The sequence below is a fragment of the Arthrobacter sp. Y3223065 genome (genome assembly GCF_059090885.1).
In genome coordinates this window covers 447434-467868 of record NZ_JBNHGC010000001.1, presented here as the reverse complement: position 1 = coordinate 467868, position 20435 = coordinate 447434, and the positions used below count along the sequence as shown (strand labels likewise).

Genomic DNA, 20435 nt, shown 5'->3' with positions numbered 1-20435 from the left:
GTGGGGCTTCGACTCTTTGATCCAAAGGTGACGCTTTGGATCTCGCGAACTCCGCCGATCTTCAGGTCTTCCGAGCCTCGTCACAGGCTGGCAGTTTGTGGAGCTAGTCCACTACTTGTCACTGAATCTTTGGTGTTCGGTCCCGCATCTTTTGGGGGATGCGTATAGATATTTATACTCCTGCGCAAGCCGACACGCCATAGTTTTGCGAAATTGTTTTCCGCAACGACGGCGTGCCGGCCGGCGGCGTCACGGGTCCCGCGGACGACCTCCGCATGAGGGGCCCGGCCGGGCCCCTACCGGTCAGTCGAACTCGGGGCTGGTCGTCCGGGAGCGCTTGATCTCGTAGAAGTACGGGAAGTCGGCCAGCGCCACGGCGCCGTCGAAGATCTTTCCGGCGGTTTCGCCGCGCGGGATGCGGGTCAGCACCGGGCCGAAGAAGGCCGTGCCGTTGAAGGCCACGACGGGGGTACCGACCTCGTCGCCCACCTTGGAGATGCCTTCTTCGTGGCTGGCGCGCAGCTGCTCGTCATATTCGTCGGAGGTGGCGAAGCGGGCCAGGTCGGCGGGCAGGCCGACTTCTTCCAGCGCCGCGGCCGCGACCGACTCATAGTCCTTGTTGCCCTCGTTGTGGATGCGGGTGCCCATGGCGTCGTAGAGCTTCCCCACGTAGGCGTTGCCGTGCAGTTCCCGGGCGGCGATGATCACGCGGACCGGGCCCCAGGCCTTCTTCAGGAACTCCTTGTAGTCCTCCGGCAGCTCGTCGCGGCCGTCGTTGAGCACGGCCAGGCTCATCACATGCCAGTCGACCTTGACGTCGCGGACCTTCTCCACCTCCAGCATCCAGCGGGAGGTGATCCAGGCGAACGGGCAGGCCGGATCGAACCAGAAATCGACGGTCGACGGTGCAGCACTTTCAGACATACGGCAAAAGCTCCTTCAGGAGGACTGGTTATACGTACTGTTGTGGGTAACTGCCCCGCCGGCGGTTTTGTTCCGCCTACGCGCCAGGTACCGTGCACCGGCGCCCGGATACGGGACGGTCAGGCGGAGTCGCGGCGGCGGATGGCCTCGACGTCGTGCGGGATGAGGGTGGGGTCCGCCCCGGCCAGGACCGTCTGCGCGGTAATCACGGCGGTGGCGATGTCATCGCGGCCGGGCAGGTCGAACATGATCGGCTGCAGCGTTTCCTCCATGATCGCCCGCAGGCCCCGCGCGCCGGTTCCGCGTTCCAGGGCCAGGTCGGCCACCGCTTCCAAGGCGTCCTGCTCGAAGGCCAGCTCCACGCCATCCAGCTGGAACATCTTCTGGTACTGGCGGATCAGCGCATTCTTCGGCTCGGTGAGGATCCGGATCAACGCGGGCTTGTCGAGTTCGGCCACGGTGGTGATCACCGGCAGGCGGCCGATGAACTCCGGGATCAGCCCGAACTTGAGCAGGTCTTCGGGCATGACCTCGCCGTAGTTGTCCTGCTGGGCGACGACATCCTTGAGCGGGGCGCCGAAGCCGATGCCCTTGCGTCCGGCCCGGGAGCCGATGATTTCTTCCAGCCCGGCGAACGCGCCGGCGACGATGAAGAGGATGTTGGTGGTGTCGATCTGGAGGAACTCCTGCTGCGGGTTCTTCCGTCCGCCCTGCGGCGGCACCGAAGCCACGGTTCCTTCCAGGATTTTCAGCAGGGCCTGCTGCACACCTTCACCCGAGACGTCGCGGGTGATCGAGGGGCCGTCGCTCTTGCGGGTCACCTTGTCGATCTCGTCGATGTAGATGATGCCCTGCTCGGCCTTTTTGATGTCGTTGCCGGCGGCCTGGATCAGCTTGAGCAGGATGTTCTCCACATCCTCGCCCACATAGCCGGCTTCGGTCAGCGACGTGGCGTCCGCCACCGCGAACGGCACATTCAGCTGGCGGGCCAGCGTCTGGGCCAGGTAGGTCTTGCCGCAACCGGTGGGGCCGATGAGCAGGACATTGGATTTGGCGATCTCCACGTCCTGGAGCGCGCCGGCGGCAGTCAGGCCGGCGTTGCCCGGGGCAGCGTGGCCGGAGCGGATGCGCTTGTAGTGGTTGTACACCGCCACCGCCAGGGCGCGCTTGGCCGGCTCCTGGCCGATCACGTACTCCTGCAGGAAGCCGAAGATCTCACGGGGTTTGGGCAGCTCCAGCAGTTCGGAGGCAGCACCGGCGCCGAATTCTTCCTCCAGCAGTTCGTTGCACAGCCCCACGCATTCGTCGCAAATGTACACGCCGCCGCCTGCGATGAGCTTCTTCACCTGCTTTTGGCTCTTGCCGCAAAACGAGCAGGTGAGCAGCTCTGAGCTTCCGGCGGTCCGGGCCATAGTGTGTGTCCCCTTGTCTGGTCCTCGATCGATCGTCCGGAAATCCGGAGCAGTGCAGTGTCAGGCCGACTTGTTCCGGCGCTTGGCGACCACGTCGTGGGAGATCAGCGCCGGTTCCGCCTTGTTCAGCACCACGTCCGCGGTGATCACGACGGAGGCGATGTCCTCGCGGCTGGGCAGGTCGAACATGACCGGCTGCAGGGTCTCTTCGATGATCGCGCGCAGCCCGCGGGCCCCGGTGCCCCGTTCCAGCGCGAGGTCCGCCACGGCCTCGAGCGCCTCCTGCTCGAAGCTCAGCTCCACGCCGTCCAGCTGGAACATCTTCTGGTACTGGCGCAGCAGGGCGTTCTTCGGTTCGGTCAGGATCTTGATCAGCGCCGGCCGGTCCAGGTTGGACACCGTGGTGATCACCGGCAGGCGGCCGATGAACTCCGGGATCAGGCCGAACTTCAGCAGGTCTTCGGGCATGACCTCGCCGTAGCTGTCCTTCTCCCCCGCCGCGTCCTTGAGCGGGGCGCCGAAGCCGATACCCTTGCGGCCGGCCCGGGAGCCAATGATCTCCTCCAGCCCGGCGAAGGCGCCGGCGACGATGAACAGCACGTTCGTGGTGTCGATCTGGATGAATTCCTGGTGCGGATGCTTCCGGCCGCCCTGCGGCGGCACGGACGCGACCGTGCCCTCGAGGATCTTCAGCAGGGCCTGCTGGACGCCTTCACCGGAGACGTCGCGGGTGATTGAGGGATTCTCGCTCTTGCGTGAGATCTTGTCGATCTCGTCGATGTAGATGATGCCCTGCTCGGCCTTTTTCACGTCGTAATCGGCGGCCTGGATGAGCTTGAGCAGGATGTTCTCCACGTCTTCGCCCACATAGCCGGCTTCGGTCAGCGCCGTGGCGTCCGCGACGGCGAACGGGACGTTCAGCCGGCGGGCCAGCGTCTGGGCCAGGTAGGTCTTGCCGCAGCCCGTGGGGCCGATCAGCAGGATGTTGGACTTGGAGACCTCCACGTCCTCCAGCGGGCTGGCATCGGAGAGGTTGGCCGTTCCCTTGGGCGCATGACCGGACTGGATCCGCTTGTAGTGGTTGTAGACCGCCACTGCCAGCGCGCGCTTGGCGGGCTCCTGGCCGATCACGTATTCCTGCAGGAAGTCGAAGATCTCCCGCGGCTTGGGCAGTTCGAAGCTGCCCAGGTCCGACACCTCGGCCAGCTCCTCCTCGATGATCTCGTTGCAGAGCTCGATGCATTCGTCGCAGATGTACACGCCGGGGCCGGCGATCAGCTTGCGGACCTGTTTCTGGCTCTTGCCGCAGAAAGAGCACTTGAGCAGGTCAGCGCTCTCACCTATGCGAGCCATATCCGTCCCCTTACTTGGTCTACGTCGGCAACTCGTCGCGGCAGCCGCGCCGCCCGACTATTGCCGGGCAGGCACTGCGCTGCCGAGGCCAGCTGACAACAACTCTAATTCACTGCGCCGACAGTTTCAGTAACAACACTGCCCGTGGTGCGATATGACGCGCCACGGGCAGTGCAGGCATTGAGACTATTTTACGAAACTTACTTGGTGATCGCCGGCTTGTGGATCTTGCGGGAATCGAGCACCTGGTCGATCAGTCCGTATTCCAAGGCACCCGCGGCCGTGAGGATCTTGTCCCGCTCGATGTCCTTGTTGACCTGCGCGGAGTCCTTGCCCGAATGCATGGCCAGCGCGTCTTCCAGCCACTTGCGCATCCGCATGACCTCGTCGGCCTGGATCTGGAGGTCGGAGGCCTGGCCGTGCTCGCCGCCGCCCAGCGCCGGCTGGTGGATCAGGACGCGGGCGTTCGGCAGCGCCAGCCGCTTGCCCGGCGTACCCGCTGCCAGCAGCACCGCCGCGGCGCTGGCCGCCTGGCCCAGGCACACGGTCTGGATCTCCGGGCGGATGTACTGCATGGTGTCGTAAATCGCGGTCATCGCGGTGAACGACCCGCCGGGCGAATTGATGTAGATGGTGATGTCGCGGTCCGGGTCCGTCGACTCAAGGACCAGCAGCTGGGCCATGACGTCGTCGGCGGAGGCATCGTCGACCTGGACGCCCAGGAAGATGATCCGGTCCTCGAACAGCTTGGTGTAGGGGTCCTGGCGCTTGAAGCCGTAGGGCGTGCGCTCCTCGAACTGGGGCAGCACATAGCGGTTCTGCGGCATGTTGGCGGCGAAACCGCCGGCAGCGGCACCGAAGTTGTAGTCCATGAGATTCTCCTGCTTGTATTCGGGTCGGTGGCGCGTGGGCTCAGGAATCCTGGGAGGCGGAGCCGCTCTGGGTCCCGCCGCCGCCGGAAACGCCGCCGGCGTGGGCCGAAATCTTGTCGAAGAAGCCGTAGGCCAGGCCTTCCTCGGCCGTAAACCACTTGTCGCGGTCGTTGTCGATCAGGATCTGCTCCACCGACTGGCCGGTCTGCTCCGCGGTCAGCTCGGCCATGACCTGCTTCATGTGCAGGATCAGCTCGGCCTGGATCTTGATGTCGGACGCCGTGCCGCCGATGCCGCCGGAGGGCTGGTGCATCAGGATGCGTGCGTGCGGGGTGGCGTAGCGCTTGCCCTTGGTGCCCGAGGAGAGCAGGAACTGGCCCATGGAGGCCGCCAGGCCGGTGGCCACGGTCACCACGTCGTTCGGGATGAACTTCATGGTGTCATAGATGGCCATGCCGGCGGTCACCGACCCGCCGGGCGAGTTGATGTAGAGGTAGATGTCCTTCTCCGGGTCCTCCGCGGAGAGCAGCAGCAGCTGCGAGCAGATGGCGTTGGCGTTCTCGTCGCGGACCTCGGAGCCCAGCCAGATGATGCGCTCTTTGAGCAGGCGGTTGTAGATGTAGTCTTCGCGGCTGGCCGCATCGACCGAAGCCATTCTCGGAGTGGCGGATTCATTCGACATGCTGAAATACCTCTCGCTTCTTCCCCGGGCACTACCGTCACCGGTGGCCCTAAGGTCGTTTACCTACTTGGACAGTAACGTGTTCCGCTGCCCGATTCCTCCCGCACGGCGCGCTGTTCGCTGACGGCGCATCAGGCCTGTGATGGCGCGGGAAAGCGCTCTGCCTCCAGCAGAAATAACGACGGCGGAGCCCCCTTCGGCGGGCATGCCCCGACCGGCGGCGGGCTTGGTTCCACCGGCACCGTCGCCGCCCATCAGGGAGGGAAACCCGCGCACCGGAGCCGGGCACCGGCGTCGTCCGTGGGAGTTAAGTCGTCCGTGGAACTTAAAGCGGCGGACCGCCGGTCCCCCAGCCGTGGGCGTTAAAGCGGCGGACCGCCGGTCCCCGTAAAGGGGATCCGGCGGTCAGTCCGTGCGGCAGCAGTACCTGCTGCTGCCTACTTCTTCTCGGCGTCGGCGGCCGGGGCTTCCTCGGCTGCCTCGTCGGCGGCCGGGGCTTCCTCGGCGGATTCCGCGTTGGCGGCTTCGGCCTCGGCGGCCTGGATCATGTCTTCGACGTTGGGCTCTTCTTCGCCGGCGGGGCGGACGAAGTCGCTCAGGTCCACCTCGGCACCGTTGGTGTCGGTGACCTTGGCCAGCTCCAGCACCTTGGCCAGGGCCTTGCGCCGGCGGACCTCGCCCACCATCATGCCGACCTGGCCGGACTGGTCCAGCAGCTGCGCGAACTGGTTCGGGTCCATGCCGTACTGTCCGGCGGAGGAAACGATGTAGTCGATCAGTTCGGCCTGGCTGACGCCCAGCTCTTCCTTGTCGGCCACGGCGTCCAGCACGATTTCGTTGCGGAAGGCCTTCTCGGTGTTCTCGCGGACCTCGGCGCGGTGCTCCTCGGTGTCGTGGTCTTCACCGTGGCTGTTCTCCGGGCGGAAGTGCTGTTCCATCTGCTCTTCGACGACGGAGTCCGGAACCGGAACCTCGACCAGTTCCATCAGCTTGTCCAGCACCTTGTCGCGGGCCTCGACGCCCTGCTCCATGACCTTGGCGTCGGCGGCCTGCTTGGCCAGGTCTTCCTTCAGCTCGGCGATGGTGTCGAACTCGCTGGCCAGCTGGGCGAAGTCGTCGTCGGCCTCGGGAAGCTCGCGCTCCTTGACGGCCTTGACCTTCACGGTGACCGTGGCGTCCTTGCCGGCGTGCTCGCCGCCGGCGAGCTTGGTCTCGAACGTGGCGTCCTCGCCGGCGCTCAGCGCGGTCACGGCCTCGTCCAGGCCCTCAAGCATGGTGCCCGCCCCCACCTGGTAGGACAGGTCCGCGGCGGAGTCGACCTCTTCGCCGTCCACCGTGGCGGACAGGTCCATGGTGATGAAGTCGTCGGCAACGGCCGGACGGTCAACGGTCTTCAGGGTGCCGAAGCGTCCGCGCAGGTCGTCCAGGGCCTTCTGGATGTCTTCCTCGGAAGCCTCGGTGGCTTCGACGGTGACTTCGAGGCCGGAGTACTCGGGCAGCTCGATTTCGGGGCGGATGTCAACCTCAACGTGGAAGGCGAGCTGGCCCTCGGTGGCGGCCGGGTCGGGAACCTCGGTGATTTCAACCTCGGGGCGGCTCAGCGGGCGGATGCCGGTCTCTTCGATGGCGCCCTGGTAGAAGCCGTTCAGCCCCTCGTTAATAGCCGTCTCGATCACGTAGCCGCGGCCCACGCGCTGGTCGATCAGCTTCGCCGGAACCTTGCCCTTGCGGAAGCCGGGAACCTGGATCTGGCTCGCGATGGTCTTGTACGCCGCGTCGATGCTGGGCTTGAGTTCCTCAAAGGGGACCTCAACATTGAGCTTGACCCGGGTAGGGGTGAGGTTTTCGACAGCGCTCTTCACAGCGTTAGAACTCCTGATAGCTATTGGGGTTAAATCTGCACCAAGAATACAGAGTCGGGGCGACAGGACTCGAACCTGCGATCTCCTGCTCCCAAAGCAGGCGCGCTAGCCACTACGCTACGCCCCGTAGTGCACACGCAAGTCTACGGGCATTCGCGGCCTGCTGCACAATCCCCGTGCAACCGGACGCCGCCGGCACACGTCGCATGACTGCATCGGCTGCGAACAGAAAAGGCGGCCCGTGCTGGGCCGCCTCCCTGACGCGAGGGGATGACGGGAATCGAACCCGCGTAATCAGTTTGGAAGACTGAGGCTCTACCATTGAGCTACATCCCCGAGGACGATGAAACTTTAGCACGAGGGCGGGCCCGTTCGACAAATCGAGCGGACGCCGGTGCCGCGGAAACCATCGCCCCTACCCCGACTCCTCCATGGCAGGGTTAAGCGTCGAGAGCAGGGGCTATAGACCCTGCCCTCGCAGATAAACCCTGCCCTCGCCGAAGATTCGGGTGGGCCGCGTGGACGCGCCGGCGTCGCAGGCAGGCAGGCTGCGGCACGACGAACCAGGCCTGCAGCAACCCTGCGGCCCGAACCCCTCAGGCCCGCTGGCAGGCCGGGCACCAGTACAGGTTGCGGGCGGCCATCTCAGTCACGGCGACCGGTGTGCCGCACAAGCGGCACGGCATCCCCTGCCGCTTGTACACGTAGTGCGCGTTGTCCGGCCAGACCGGCAGCGACCGGCCGGCGTCGGCATCGCGGTGTTCGGGGCGGGTGGTGATGATCTTGCCGTCGCGGACCCCGTCGCTCATGACCTCCACGATGTCCGCCCACAGCAGCCCCGCCTCCGCCGGCGAAACCTGTTTGCCGGGCAGCCACGGGTTCAGGCCGCGGCGGAACAGGGTCTCCGCCCGGTAGACGTTGCCGACCCCGGCCACCACGTTCTGGTCCATCAGCAGCTGTCCCACCGCGGTGCGCTTCGAGGTCAGCCGGCGGACGAACTCGGCAGCCCGGTCCGCCGCATCCTGCAGCGGGTCCGGCCCCAGCCTGCCGACGACGGCGGACGCCTCCCCGGGCGTGAGCACCTCGCAGGCGGTGGGGCCGCGCAGGTCGGCCCAGCCGTGGTCGGACACCAGCCGGACGCGCACCTGGCCCACCGGCTCCGGCGGGCCGGCGTACGTGACAGGGGCACCGTCGTCGTACGATTCCTGCTCCCCCACCCGGCGCGGCGCCCCGATGCTGGAGGCGCCGCGGAAGCTCTCATCCCCGCCGAAGTCCCACGCCCCGTACAGGCCCAGGTGGACGCGCAGGACGAGGCCGTTGTCGAACTCCAGGAAGAGCTGCTTGCCGTGCGCGCGGGCTGCCAGCAGCCTCGCCCCGTCGAGCCGGGCGGCGCCGGCGGCGAACCGGCCCTGCGGGCTGGAGACGGCCAGCCGCTCCCCTGCGAAAACGTCCTGGAACTGGCGGGCCAGGCGGTGGACTGAATGGCCTTCAGGCATGACCGGTTCCCGGATCAGGCGGGGACGTCGCCGGTGGTCTCGTAGGACGCGATCTTGCCGATCCGGCGGACGTGGCGCTCGGCGTGGGAGAACGGCTCGGCCAGGAACGCCTCGATGATGGCGGTGGCTTCCTCGACGCTGTGCTGGCGGCCGCCGACGGCGACGACGTTGGCGTCGTTGTGCTCGCGGGCCAGCTTGGCGGTGTCCAGGTTCCAGGCCAGCGCGGCCCGGATGCCCTTGACCTTGTTGGCCGCGATCTGCTCGCCGTTGCCCGAGCCGCCGAGCACGATGCCCAGCGCCTCCACCCCGGCGGACTGGTCTTCGACGACGGCGAGCGCGGCGCGGATGCAGAACGAGGGGTAGTCGTCCTCGGGATCGTACGCGGCGGGGCCGTGGTCGACGACGTCGTGGCCCTGGCCGGCCAGGTGGTCGATCAGGTGGTGGCTCAGTTCCAGGCCGGCGTGGTCGGTGGCAATGTGAACGCGCATGTACGGTCCTTCTGTGGCGTGCGGGGAGGAAGAATGGCGGCTTCCAGCCTACTGGAGCAGGGCCGGCGACGCGTCTTCGCCCCGGCCATCCCGCCGCCCCGACGCGCCGCTCCCCCTATCGGGCCGCGCCCGCCGTCGATAGTGTGCCCCTATGGAGCCAGTGATCAGTGACTACCTTGAGTCCGTCCTTGCCGGTCTTGCCGGCAACACCGAAGGGTCCCTGGCCGGCGGTCCGGAAGAGCTGGGGATCGAGGATCCGGATCTGCTCGCGCTGAGCATGACCATGGCGGACGGACGCACCTACGAGGCCGGCGATACGGGGTCCGAATTCTCCATCCAGTCGATCTCCAAGCCCTTTACCTACGCCCTGGCGCTGGCCGAGCACGGCTTCGAGGACGTGCGGGAGAAGATCGACGTGGAGCCGTCCGGGGATGCCTACAACGAGATCAGCCTGGAGGCGGATACCGGCCGGCCGCGCAACGCGTTGATCAACGCCGGGGCCATCGCCGCCTCCGCCCTGGTGGTCGACCGCTACGGTGACGAAGCCTTCGAGCGGCTCCGGACGACCTATTCGGCCTACGCCGGACGCGACATCAGGATGGACCCGAAGGTGTACGAGTCCGGGCTCCGCACGGGTGACCGCAACCGGGCCATCGCCTACCTGCTGAAGAGCCAGGGTGTGATCGAACATGACACCGAGGCCGCCCTCGACCTGTACTTTCGGCAGAACGCCCTGAGCGTCACCTGCCGCGACCTGGGGATCATGGCGGCCACCTTGGCCAACCGCGGGGTCAACCCGATCACGCGCGAGGAGGTCCTGACGCCCCGGATAGCCGAGCACGTGCTCAGCGTGATGACGACCTGCGGCATGTACAACGACGCCGGCGACTGGGTGGCGGGCATCGGGCTGCCGGCCAAGAGCGGGGTCAGCGGCGGCATCCTGGCGGTGCTGCCCGGCCAGCTGGGGCTCGCCGTCTTTTCGCCGCGGCTCGACCAGCACGGCAACAGTGTCCGCGGCACCGAGGCGTGCCGACAACTCTCGGCGGAGCTGGGACTGCACTTCATCCATGCCGCCCGCAGCGCCCGGTCCACGATCCGCGCCGACTACGACCTGGCTGGGAAACCGTCGCCGCGGGTTCGCCCGGCGCCGGAGCTGGCCGTGTTGGCCGAGCACGGGCACACGGTGCGGTTCCTCGAGGTCCACGGCGACATGCTCTTTCCCGAAGCGGAGACAGTCATCCGGATGTCCGCCGACTTGGCCGCGACGCATGAGGTCGTGGTGATCGACATCAGCCGGCTGGACGAGCTCGGCAGCCGCACCAAGACCATGTTCCTGCGGCTGCAGGAAACGTCGGATCCCTGCCTGCTGATCTTCGTGGACCCGTCCCGGTTGCTGTCCGCGGAAGAGGCCGGCACGGGCGACCGGCCGACGGCGTTCCCGTCCCTGGACGCTGCCGCCCAGTGGTGCGAAAACCGCCTCATCGACCGGTACGGAGGACAGCCGGCGGCCGGCGGGCGGCTGCAGTTGCAGGATCACCCCGTGGTCGGCTCCCTGCCCGCCGGCGAGCGCGAGACGCTCGCGGCCTATCTGGAGCGGCGGACGTACGACGACGGCGCGGCCATCGTTTCCGCGGGCGAGCCAGGCGGGGGCCTGGTCCTGGTCATGGAGGGGCAGGCACGCACGGCCGCCACCGATCCCGGGGACAATCACGCCGCCCGGTATTTCTCCGCCGGAACCAGCTTCGGGGGCCTCGGCGGAACTCCGCCCCGGACCCACGTCCAGGCCGAGGGGAAGGTCATCGTGGAGGTACTCACGCCGGAGGGTTATGCGCGCCTGCGGCAAGATTCCCCGGGCACGGCCCTGCTCTTGGCCGAACGGCTGCTGGAAACCGCGGCGGAGCAACACGACCTCGCCGTGGCGGCCGCCCAAGGCTGACCGGCGGCACGGCCGACAGAGGCTGACCGGCGGCAGGGCCGACAGAGGCTGACCGGCCGCGGGCAGGACTGACCGGCGGCGCGGCGCGCACGAACTGACGGGCGGCGCGGCGCGCAAGGCTGACCGGCGGCGCGGCGCCCAGGGCTGGGCGGCGGCGCGGCGCGCAAGGCTGACCGGCGCGGCGCGCGGCGCGCTCGTTAGCTGACTCGGCGGCGGTACCGCCGTCGTCCGCCCCTTTACTAGCGCCCGGCTGGCCGCAACAATGGCGGCATCCCTGACGACAGGATGCCACCGTGCCGCTCACCGTCCACTTCCCCGTCAACACCCTGGCGCTCAAGCGCGGCGGCCTGGTCAAGGCAGTGCGCACCCGGGCCAACACGCTGGCCCGGAACGGGGCGGCCGAACAGATCTGGATCGAGGTGTTGGGCCTGCAGCACCGGCTCGCCAGCGATGTGGCCGGCCTCAAGGCGGACGGCCATCTGCATCCGGAGGTCGGGGTCCGCAGCGTCCTGTACGGGCTGGATCCGAGCCCCGGGACGGAAACCCGCCAACCGGCGCAGCCTCCGCCCGAGGATGACTACGACATCGTGCCGGTGGGCAACTCCGGGCTGGCCTTCGGGTACTTCCGCGACGGGATCCAGGACTCCTACGTGCGGTTCCACCCCGAAGGCACGGTGGCCGCCGTCGAACAGCTTGCCCCCAACCGCGCGCGGCTTCGCCGGGAGGAGATGGACGAACAGGGCCGCCTGGTGCTGGTCCAGCATTTCCAGGAGTCGTCCAAGACGCCCACCGCCCAGCGCCTGATCGGCCGCGACGGCCGCTGCTTCCTGACCATCACGCACCATCCCGGCTCGCCCAAATGGGGGCGCAGCTACCTGTTCGACCGCGTGGCCCGCGACGACGGCGATGCCCTCACCTTTGCGGACCCGGGCGAGCTCTACCGGCACGCCTTCGAACAACTGCTCGCCGGTGAAGACGCGCCGGTACTGACCTCGGAATTCCGCGAGAACCTGAATAACCTGCCCGGCCGGAACCTGGACGATGTGGTCGGCAGCGTCAGGCATCCGAACCTGCGGCGCATCGCCGCCGTGCACAGCAACCACCTGGAGCCCCCGTACGTGGCGGGATCCGGTGTCAGCCGCCACTGGCGCCGGCTGTTGGACAACCTGGACGCCTGGGACGGCGTGGTGCTGCACACCGATGCTCAGCGCGAAGACATCGCCGCCGAATTCGGCCACGCCGACCGGCTTCACACCATCGGCCAACTGGCGCCGCCAGAGCAACGGGAGCCGCCAGGGCAGCCGGAGCCGGCGGAACAGCCCGGGCAGCCGGAGCCGGGCCACGCCACCGATCCGAACCGGCTGGTGATGGTGGCCCGGCTGCACCCGAAGAAACGGGTGGACGAGGCGATTCGGGTGTTCGCCCTGGTGCACGACTCCAACCCCCGGGCCCGGTTGGAGGTCTTCGGCTTCGGTTACGGCGACGAGGAGGAAGGAGCGGTCAAGGCGCTCATCGACGAACTGGGCGTCGGCGCCGCGGTCAGCTTCCCGACTTTCACCAACAGCCCGGCGGACATCTACGCCACCGCGTGCGCCACGGTGCTGACGTCGGCGTCCGAGGGCTTCCCGCTGATCCTGCTGGAGACCATGTCCTTCGGCGTGCCGGTCGCCGCCTACGACGCAAACTACGGCCCGCGCGACGTGATCCGGCACGGCGAGAACGGCTTCCTGGTGCCCTTCGGCGACCGGCAGGCGCTGGCCGACGGCCTCCTGGCGCTGATGCGCGATCCGGAACTGCGCTCCCGGTTCGCCCAATCCAGCCGCGAAACCCTCCAACGCTTCGACGAACCCGGCTATGTCTCCGCCTGGACCAAGGTCCTCGCCGGCGGCTGAGCCGTCCCGCGGCGCTTGGCCCCGGCTCCGCGCCACTGACGCTGGGCGCGGGCCACGCGCCCGGCTCACGATCATGTGGCGCCGGCCGCCTCCGCCCGCAACTATTCGCCTTTCTTGCCGCAACTGCTGCGCACCACCCCGCTGCGGTGAGACAATGGTTACATTGTGCAAGGGTTGTTTCATATCGGCGTCCCGCCACGCACACCGTCCGGTCCCGCCCAGCCGGGACACCTAAGTACTTCTGGAGGCGAACTTGCCAGGTTTGAATCTCACCCGTGACGAAGCGCGCGCCCGCGCCGAACTGCTCCGCGTGGAGTCGTACGACGTCACGCTGGACCTCACCCGCGGCGACAAGGTCTTCGGCTCGCGCACAGTGGTCACCTTCACCGCCACGCCGGGCGGCTCCACGTTCATCGACGCCGTCACGGACACCGTCCGCTCGGTCACGCTCAACGGCAAGGCGCTGGATCCGGCCAAGGTCTCTGACGGCGTGCGCATCCAGCTGCCGGACCTCGCGGAGCACAACGTGCTGGAGATCGACGCCGACGCGCTCTACATGAACACCGGCGAGGGCCTGCACCGGTTCGTGGACCCGGTGGACAACGAGGTCTACCTCTACAGCCAGTTCGAGGTCCCGGATTCACGCCGCATGTTCGCCGTCTTCGAGCAGCCGGACCTGAAAGCGGCCTTCCGCTTTACCGTCACCGCGCCGTCACACTGGGACGTCATCTCCAACTCCCCCACCCCGGCCCCCCGGAACATTGGTTCCACGGACGACGGCGGTGCGGCCGCCACCTGGGCGTTCGAGCCCACCCCGCGGATCTCCTCCTACATCACCGCGCTGATCGCCGGCCCGTACCAGTCCGTGCGCAGCGAGCTGACCAGCTCCGACGGCCGCACCATCCCGCTGGGCGTGTTCGCGCGCAAGTCGCTGATGCAGTACATGGACGCGGAGAACATCTTCACCCTCACCCGGCAGGGCTTCGAGTTCTACGAAAAACAGTTCGGCACCCCGTACCCCTTCGCCAAGTACGACCAGCTGTTTGTGCCGGAGTTCAACGCCGGCGCCATGGAGAACGCCGGTGCGGTCACCTTCCTGGAAAACTACGTGTTCCGCTCCCGCCCCACCAATGCCATGGTGGAGCGCCGCGCCATCACCGTGCTGCACGAACTGGCGCACATGTGGTTCGGCGACCTGGTGACCATGCGTTGGTGGAACGACCTGTGGCTGAACGAGTCCTTCGCCGAATTCATGTCCACGCTGGCGGCCGCCGAGGCCACCGAATACAAGGGCGCCTGGACCACGTTCGCGTCGATGGAGAAGTCCTGGGCCTACCGACAGGACCAGCTGCCCTCCACCCACCCGATCACCGCGGAGATCAAGGACCTGGAGGACGTGCAGGTCAACTTCGACGGCATCACCTACGCCAAGGGCGCCTCCGTGCTGCGCCAGCTGGTGGCCTGGGTGGGCCAGGAGGAGTTCATGGCCGGCGTCCGCGAGTACTTCGGCAAGCACGCCTGGGCCAACACCGAGCTGGCCGACCTGCTGGGCGAACTGGAAACCTCCAGCGGCCGCGACCTGAAGGACTGGTCCGCCAAGTGGCTGGAGACCGCCGGCGTGAACACCCTGCGTGCGGAGATTTCCACCGACGACGGCGGCGCCATCACCTCGTTCGCTATCCTCCAGACCGCGCCGGAAGGCTACCCGACCATCCGCCCGCACCGGCTCGCCGTCGGCTTCTACAACCTGGACGACGCCGGCAAGCTGGTGCGCACGCACCGCGAGGAACTCGATGTTGACGGCGAGCGCACCGAGGTGCCGCAGCTGGCCGGGCTGGCCCGTCCCGCGCTGGTGTTGCTCAACGACGACGACCTGGCCTACGCCAAGATCCGGCTGGACGAGGTGTCCCTGGCCACCTCCAAGAGCCGCCTGAAGGACTTCACCGCGTCGCTGCCGCGCACCCTGGTGCTCGGCTCGGCCTGGGATGCCACCCGCGACGGCGAGACCCCGGCGCGCGAATACGTGGAGCTGGTGCTGAACAACATCGCCTACGAGACGGACTCCTCGGTGGTTCTGGTGCTGCTGCGGCAGCTGGCCACCACCCTGACCTTCTACGTGAACCCGGACGACCGCAAGCGGCTGACCATCGCTGCCGCCGACCGGCTCTGGGAACTGGCCGTGGAGGCAGCCGCGGGTTCCGATTCGCAGCTGCAGTTCGCCAAGGCCTTCGCCGTGCACGCCCAGACCGGCGGGCAACTGGACACCGTGGCCGCGCTGCTCTCCGGCGAGCGCACGCTGGAGGGGCTGACCGTCGACGCCGACCTGCGGTGGGAACTGCTCACCTCGCTGGTGGCCGGCGGCCGCTTCGGCCAGGCCGAGATCGACGCCGAACTCGAGCGGGACCAGACCGCCACCGGCCAGCGCGCGGCCGCGCTGGCGCAAGCCGCCATCCCCACCGCCGAGGCAAAAGCGGCAGCCTGGGAATCCGTCGTCGTCAAGGGCGAACTGCCCAACGCCACCCAGCAGTCGGTCATCGCCGGCTTCACCCGCGTGCATGACACCACGCTGCTGGAGCCCTACGCCGCGAAGTACTTCGACGCCATCGAAGACATCTGGAACACCCGCACGCACGAACTCTCGCAGCAGATCGTCGTCGGCCTGTACCCGTCGCAGCTGTCCACCCAGGCCACCGTGGACGCCACGGACGCCTGGTTGGAGTCCCTGGTAGACCGCTCTCCCGCCCTGCGCCGCCTGGTGCTGGAAAACAAGGACGGCATCGTCCGCGCCCTCAAGGCCCAGGCCGCCGACCGGTAGCCCGAAGAGCGTCGTCCCACACCGACCTGCTGCCCGCCGAAACACTCGTTTCGGCGGGCAGCCCCGTTTCCGCAGGGTGCCCGGACACCAGTGTGCGTTCTCCCGCCGTTCACCGGCACGACATCTGCCTCCCCTACGGTTCCATGAGCATTCCCCGCGAGGTGCTGCGCCTGCACTCCCGCGGATCTACAATTCCACAACGGGTGATGGCGCAAGGGAGTCCTGATGGCAGTTGCCGGGCAGTTGGCTGTCATGCTCGCGGTCTTCTACCTTCCCGGCTTCCTGGCCCTCCGGGCGCTGCGCCAGCCCATCGTCCGTTCCCTCGTGTTGGCCCCGGCGTCCGGTACGGCGCTGGCGGCGGCCGGCACCATGGTGTGCCTGGCGACCGGGGTGCGCTGGAACCTGCTCTCGGCCGCCCTGCTGGCGGCGCTTGGCATCGGCGGGTGCTGGCTCCTCGGGCGGGCCATCGTTCCTCCGCCGGCGGCGCGGCTCGACGTGCCGCGGGCGACCGCCTGGCTGCTGGCGGTCTCGCTCGCCCTCGCGGCGCTGATCCTGGGCTCGGTGATGCTGGGGGCCATGGGCTCGATCCACCGCGTCTCGCAGGCCTGGGATCCGACCTACCACGTCAACGTCCTGCAGTGGATCAAGGACAACGGCCAGGCCAGCCCCTGGAGCATCTGGCCGATCTTCGGCGGGGCACCGCCGTCGTTCTATCCCGCCGGCTGGCATGCGATGGTGTCGCTGGTCCCGGGCGACGTGGTGACGGCGGGAAACCTGGCCTGCGTGGTGATCGGCTGCCTGATGTGGCCGGCCTCCCTGGCCCTGCTGGCCCGGGCGCTGTTCCCCGCCCGGCCGCTCGTGTGGGTCCTCGCGCCGGTGATAGCTTCCTCCATGCTGGCCTTCCCTGTTGTCCAGATGTTCCGTGCCGGGCAGTGGCCCAACGGCCTCGCGGCCGCGCTGCTGCCGGCCATCCTTGCGCTCGGCATCGAACTGCAGTACCGGCTGCCCGCGGAGGCGAAGGCGCAGGCCGTTGCCGCTGGCGCCCGGAGCACAACCGCTGTCCGTCCCGTTTCTCCGGGCACGGCCGACCCTGGCGCCGAAACCGCCGTCCGTACTGCCGCTCCGGCCGCGGCCGGCGCCGGCGATGGTCCCCCGCCCCGCAGCGGGCAGGGAAGAACGACGGCGGACCTCAGCGCACTGGCGATGGTCGTCGTGGGCGCCGCATGGATCCATCCTTCCGCCTTCGGCAGCCTGCTGGTGCTCGGCGGGATCTACCTGGCGCGCTTCGTCGTACTCCGCCTGGCCCGGCTCTGGCGAAGCCGCCGCGGGCTTTTCTACACGGCGGTCGGCCTGCTGGCAGCCGCCGCGGCTGCCGGCGCGTTCGTCCTGGCCACCTCAAACCTCGTGGCCTCCGTCGTCTCCTATCCACGCGGGTCCACTGCGGGCTGGGCTGACGCCCTCGCGTGGCTCTTCTTCGACCTGCCGCGCCAACCGGACAGCGCCGACGCCACTCCGGAGAGCTACGCCGTCGTCGTCGGGCTCCTCATGGCGGCCGGAACCGTGCTGGCCTGCTTCATCCACCGCGCCCGACCCGCAGTTGCGGGCATGGCGGCCGCCATCGTGCTGTTCATCCTCGCGGCCGGCCCGGAAGACCGCCCCTTCCGCTGGCTCAGCGGCTTCTGGTACACGGACCCGCCGCGGATCGCCCCGCTGGTCCACACTTTGGGGGTAGTCTTCGCTGCCCTGGCGTTGGAGCGGCTGTGCACCCTGCTGGCCGGGCTTCTCCGGACCCGCAATCCGACCGGCTCGCGCCGTTCGGTGGCCGCGGCGCTGGCGTTTGCCGTGTTGGCCGCCGTCTTCGTCGCCTCCGGCGGATTCCGGCACGACGTCCGGGTTGAGGCGGCCTCGGTCCGCTACGGTGTCACCGAACACCGCGACGGGCGCGCGCTAATGGGCGACGAGCAGGAGTTCATCCGCTCCCTGGATCCGCTGCTGCCCGGCGACGCCATCGTCATCGGCGATCCCTTCAACGGCCTGCCCTACATCTACTCCCTCACCGGCCACCGGACCGTCTATTTCCAGAACGTCAGCAGCGCCGGCAGCGCGGACAAGGACTACCTGCGGCACCATTTCCGCGACATCATGTCCGATCCGCGGGTCTGCGACGCGCTGCAAAGCACCGGTGCCACCCACCTGTACGACGACCAGCCGATCCGCGGCTACCAGCACAGCGAAAAACACCAATGGCCGGGTTTCCACGGCATTGACTTCTCCCGCGGCTTCCGCCTGATCGCCTCCCACGGCACGGCGGCGCTCTACGAAATCACCGCCTGCCGCTGAGCCGTCCGGGCCCGATAGAGGCGGACTCCGGGTGAGAACGGGGCCGGTAGAGGCGGGACGCAGGAGGACGGGGTTTAATGGCGGCATGAACCTCTCCGAGCACCAGTACGCAGTTTCCCTCCACTGGACCGGCAGCCGCGGCGAGGGCACCGCCAGCTACCGCGGCTACGGACGGGACCACGTGGTGCGCGCGGCAGGGCTGCCCGAGCTCGCCGGGACCGCCGACCCCACCTTCCACGGCGACAAGGACCGCTGGAACCCGGAACAGTTGCTGCTCACGGCCCTGTCCCAGTGCCACATGCTCTCCTACCTGCACGTGGCGGTGAAGAACGGGATCGTGGTGACGGCCTATGACGACGACGCCGAGGGCACCTTGCGCCTGAACCGTGACGGCAGCGGCGAATTCACGTCCGTGACGCTGCGGCCCCGGGTGGCCATCGCCGATCCGGGCCAGGCCGACCTCGCCCAGCGGCTCCATACGGATGCCTACAAGGTCTGCTTCATTGCGCGCAGCGTGAACTTCCCGGTCCACCACGAACCCCGGGTCGTCGCGGGCTGAGACAATGGTTCCCGACAGCATCAGCGAACAGAGACCATCGATGAGCGAAATACCCCAGACCCCCGAACAGCCCGCCGCGCGCCCCGGTACGGCGCAGCCAGCCGGAGGCGCGGCCCTTCCGTCCCGTTTCGGCCAGCCGCTGGCCACGCTGACCCCGGCGCCGGCCGCCGCGAACGCGTTCAAGCAGCCCGCGTACACGGACAACTTCTACGACGCCGTCGGCGGGCACGAGACGTTCGTGAAACTCGTGGACGTCTTCTACGACGGGATCGCGGAGGACGACGTGCTCCGTCAGATGTACCCGGAGGAGGACCTCGGCCCGGCCAAGGTCCGGATGCGGATGTTCCTGGAACAGTACTGGGGCGGCCCGAGCACCTACAGCGAACAGCGCGGCCACCCGCGGCTGCGGATGCGGCACCAGCCGTTCAAGGTGGACTTCGACGCCCGCGACCGCTGGCTCAAGCACATGCGTCGCGCCGTCGATGCCTTGGAACTGCCGCCGCTGCACGAACAGACGCTCTGGGACTACTTCGAGCGCGCCGCCCACTCCATGGTCAACAGCGCGTGACCGGCTCCGGCGACGCAGCCGGCTCCGTCACAGCGAGGCGCCGCTGCGCACCAGCACGTGGCCGCGGCCGGTGCTGAGCCGCAGCCAGCGGCCGTTCCGGTACACCGCTGCCGGGTTCCCGTCGAGGAAGCCCAGCGTGAGGGCGGCAAACGCCGCCCCGGCCGGGAGCTCCACCGATTCCGGCAGCCCGCCGGCCGCCGGCAGCGGCCGGCTCCAGACGGTGCTGCGCGCGTTGTTGACGATGAGCTGGCCGGGGTTGTCCGGCAGGGCCTCGGATATCTCCCGGATGCCCTCCCGGGCAGCCTCCTCCAACACCTCGGCCTGCAGGCTGCCGATGTGTTCCCACCCGGACCGCGGCGGCAGCACACCCGTCCAGGATTCCGTCACGGTCGTGGGCGGAAGGGCCAGGCCGGTTTCCTCGTTCCCCATCCTGGCCAGCCGGTCTCCGACCGAGGCCAGCGTGACGGTCTCCTCGACGGCGGCCGGAGCCGACAGCGGCATGACCCGCAGCCCGAGGATCGTCGGCGTCGCCTCGCCCAGAATCCGCGGGCGCATCATGCAAACGTAGGCCGCCAGCACACTGCCGAAGGCCTGCAGGTGGATGGCGCCGTCGCCGGCGGCACGGGACCGGCTGACGAACGTCTTCAAGTCCGCCGCGACCTGGACATCGGCCAACTGCAGGACGGGCGTTCCGGTGGACATCACTGTGCGGCCTCCTCGTTCGTGCCGGCAGCATGTGCACTGTTGCGGAACGGAACCGGCGGCCCGACCCACAGCTGCAAGGCGGCGCGGTACGCGTCCGGCAGCGGCACCGGCCGTCCCGTTGCCGCAGAAACCAGCACCATGGTCGACGCGCCCAGCGCATGCACGGTGCCGGTCTCCCCTGCGTCGGCATCAAGGACGGCGTAGCCCAGGTCGAAGCTCGAAGTGCCAAGCCTCGTCACCCACACGCCGACGTTCACCGGTTCGGTCCGGTAGTCCAGCGGTACGCGGTACTCGATTTCCTGCCGTCCCACCAGCGTCTGGTTTCCGGCGCCGCCCAGTTCACGCAGCCTCGCCCCCTGGCTGTGGCCGGCGGTGGCCGGCAGCTCCGGCCGCAGCTGGTGCAGCAGCACCCGGGCCGTTTCCAGATAGCCCAGATAGGTCACATTGTTCACGTGTCCATAGGAATCAATGTCGCTGAACCTCAGCTGGATCGGGAACCTCGGGGCATTGTGCGGAACGGAAGACATGATG

The 20435-nt window shown here is 68.3% G+C and carries 16 protein-coding genes and 2 tRNA genes; 6 read left to right on the top strand and 12 right to left on the bottom strand.

Going from position 1 to position 20435, the window contains the following annotated elements; all coding sequences use genetic code 11:
* Positions 1–303 precede the first annotated feature (303 nt).
* From AC5RUK_RS02105 to AC5RUK_RS02060, 10 genes are all read right to left on the bottom strand, one after another.
* Positions 304–924: a mycothiol-dependent nitroreductase Rv2466c family protein gene (locus tag AC5RUK_RS02105; protein WP_494108413.1), complete on the bottom strand. Its 621-nt coding sequence runs from the start codon at positions 922–924 to the stop codon at positions 304–306.
* Between the two features lie 119 nt (positions 925–1043).
* A complete protein-coding gene (clpX, locus tag AC5RUK_RS02100; RefSeq protein WP_494108414.1) occupies positions 1044–2336 on the bottom strand; it encodes an ATP-dependent Clp protease ATP-binding subunit ClpX in 1293 nt (430 codons plus the stop codon).
* Positions 2337–2396: 60 nt separating this feature from the next.
* Complete coding sequence (clpX, locus tag AC5RUK_RS02095) at positions 2397–3689, bottom strand: ATP-dependent Clp protease ATP-binding subunit ClpX (protein ID WP_493977441.1); 1293 nt, start codon at positions 3687–3689, stop codon at positions 2397–2399.
* Between the two features lie 200 nt (positions 3690–3889).
* Positions 3890–4561, bottom strand: a complete 672-nt coding sequence (locus tag AC5RUK_RS02090; RefSeq protein WP_493987036.1) for an ATP-dependent Clp protease proteolytic subunit — start codon at positions 4559–4561, stop codon at positions 3890–3892.
* A gap of 40 nt (positions 4562–4601) precedes the next feature.
* Positions 4602–5216 (bottom strand): ATP-dependent Clp protease proteolytic subunit, encoded by a 615-nt coding sequence (locus AC5RUK_RS02085; protein WP_493987525.1) that lies wholly within the window; start codon positions 5214–5216, stop codon positions 4602–4604.
* Between the two features lie 464 nt (positions 5217–5680).
* Positions 5681–7105, bottom strand: a complete 1425-nt coding sequence (gene tig, locus AC5RUK_RS02080; protein WP_493987035.1) for a trigger factor — start codon at positions 7103–7105, stop codon at positions 5681–5683.
* Positions 7106–7159: 54 nt separating this feature from the next.
* Positions 7160–7232, bottom strand: a tRNA-Pro gene (locus AC5RUK_RS02075).
* Between the two features lie 138 nt (positions 7233–7370).
* Positions 7371–7441, bottom strand: a tRNA-Gly gene (locus tag AC5RUK_RS02070).
* A gap of 260 nt (positions 7442–7701) precedes the next feature.
* The gene (locus tag AC5RUK_RS02065) at positions 7702–8601 is read right to left on the bottom strand and encodes an Fpg/Nei family DNA glycosylase (RefSeq protein ID WP_494151255.1); all 900 of its coding nucleotides are present in this window, start codon (positions 8599–8601) and stop codon (positions 7702–7704) included.
* Positions 8602–8615: 14 nt separating this feature from the next.
* A complete protein-coding gene (locus AC5RUK_RS02060) occupies positions 8616–9089 on the bottom strand; it encodes a ribose-5-phosphate isomerase (RefSeq protein WP_494108416.1) in 474 nt (157 codons plus the stop codon).
* Positions 9090–9240: 151 nt separating this feature from the next.
* On the opposite strand from AC5RUK_RS02060, the gene glsA reads away from it, so the two are divergent.
* From glsA to AC5RUK_RS02030, 6 genes are all read left to right on the top strand, one after another.
* A complete protein-coding gene (glsA, locus tag AC5RUK_RS02055; protein ID WP_494151254.1) occupies positions 9241–11025 on the top strand; it encodes a glutaminase A in 1785 nt (594 codons plus the stop codon).
* Between the two features lie 293 nt (positions 11026–11318).
* Positions 11319–12917 (top strand): glycosyltransferase, encoded by a 1599-nt coding sequence (locus AC5RUK_RS02050; RefSeq protein WP_494151253.1) that lies wholly within the window; start codon positions 11319–11321, stop codon positions 12915–12917.
* Between the two features lie 262 nt (positions 12918–13179).
* Positions 13180–15732: an aminopeptidase N gene (gene pepN / locus AC5RUK_RS02045; RefSeq protein WP_494151529.1), complete on the top strand. Its 2553-nt coding sequence runs from the start codon at positions 13180–13182 to the stop codon at positions 15730–15732.
* 225 nt (positions 15733–15957) lie between these two features.
* Positions 15958–18072: a DUF6541 family protein gene (locus AC5RUK_RS02040; protein WP_494151252.1), complete on the top strand. Its 2115-nt coding sequence runs from the start codon at positions 15958–15960 to the stop codon at positions 18070–18072.
* 85 nt (positions 18073–18157) lie between these two features.
* The gene (locus AC5RUK_RS02035) at positions 18158–18631 is read left to right on the top strand and encodes an OsmC family protein (RefSeq protein WP_494151251.1); all 474 of its coding nucleotides are present in this window, start codon (positions 18158–18160) and stop codon (positions 18629–18631) included.
* Between the two features lie 40 nt (positions 18632–18671).
* Positions 18672–19199: a globin gene (locus AC5RUK_RS02030; RefSeq protein ID WP_494151250.1), complete on the top strand. Its 528-nt coding sequence runs from the start codon at positions 18672–18674 to the stop codon at positions 19197–19199.
* A gap of 27 nt (positions 19200–19226) precedes the next feature.
* Here AC5RUK_RS02030 and AC5RUK_RS02025 read toward each other — a convergent pair whose 3' ends face one another.
* Complete coding sequence (locus tag AC5RUK_RS02025) at positions 19227–19901, bottom strand: DUF8185 domain-containing protein (RefSeq protein WP_494151249.1); 675 nt, start codon at positions 19899–19901, stop codon at positions 19227–19229.
* Positions 19901–20431: an acyl-CoA thioesterase gene (locus AC5RUK_RS02020; protein ID WP_493987026.1), complete on the bottom strand. Its 531-nt coding sequence runs from the start codon at positions 20429–20431 to the stop codon at positions 19901–19903. The genes AC5RUK_RS02025 and AC5RUK_RS02020 overlap by 1 nt, the downstream gene beginning before the upstream one ends.
* Positions 20432–20435 lie beyond the last annotated feature (4 nt).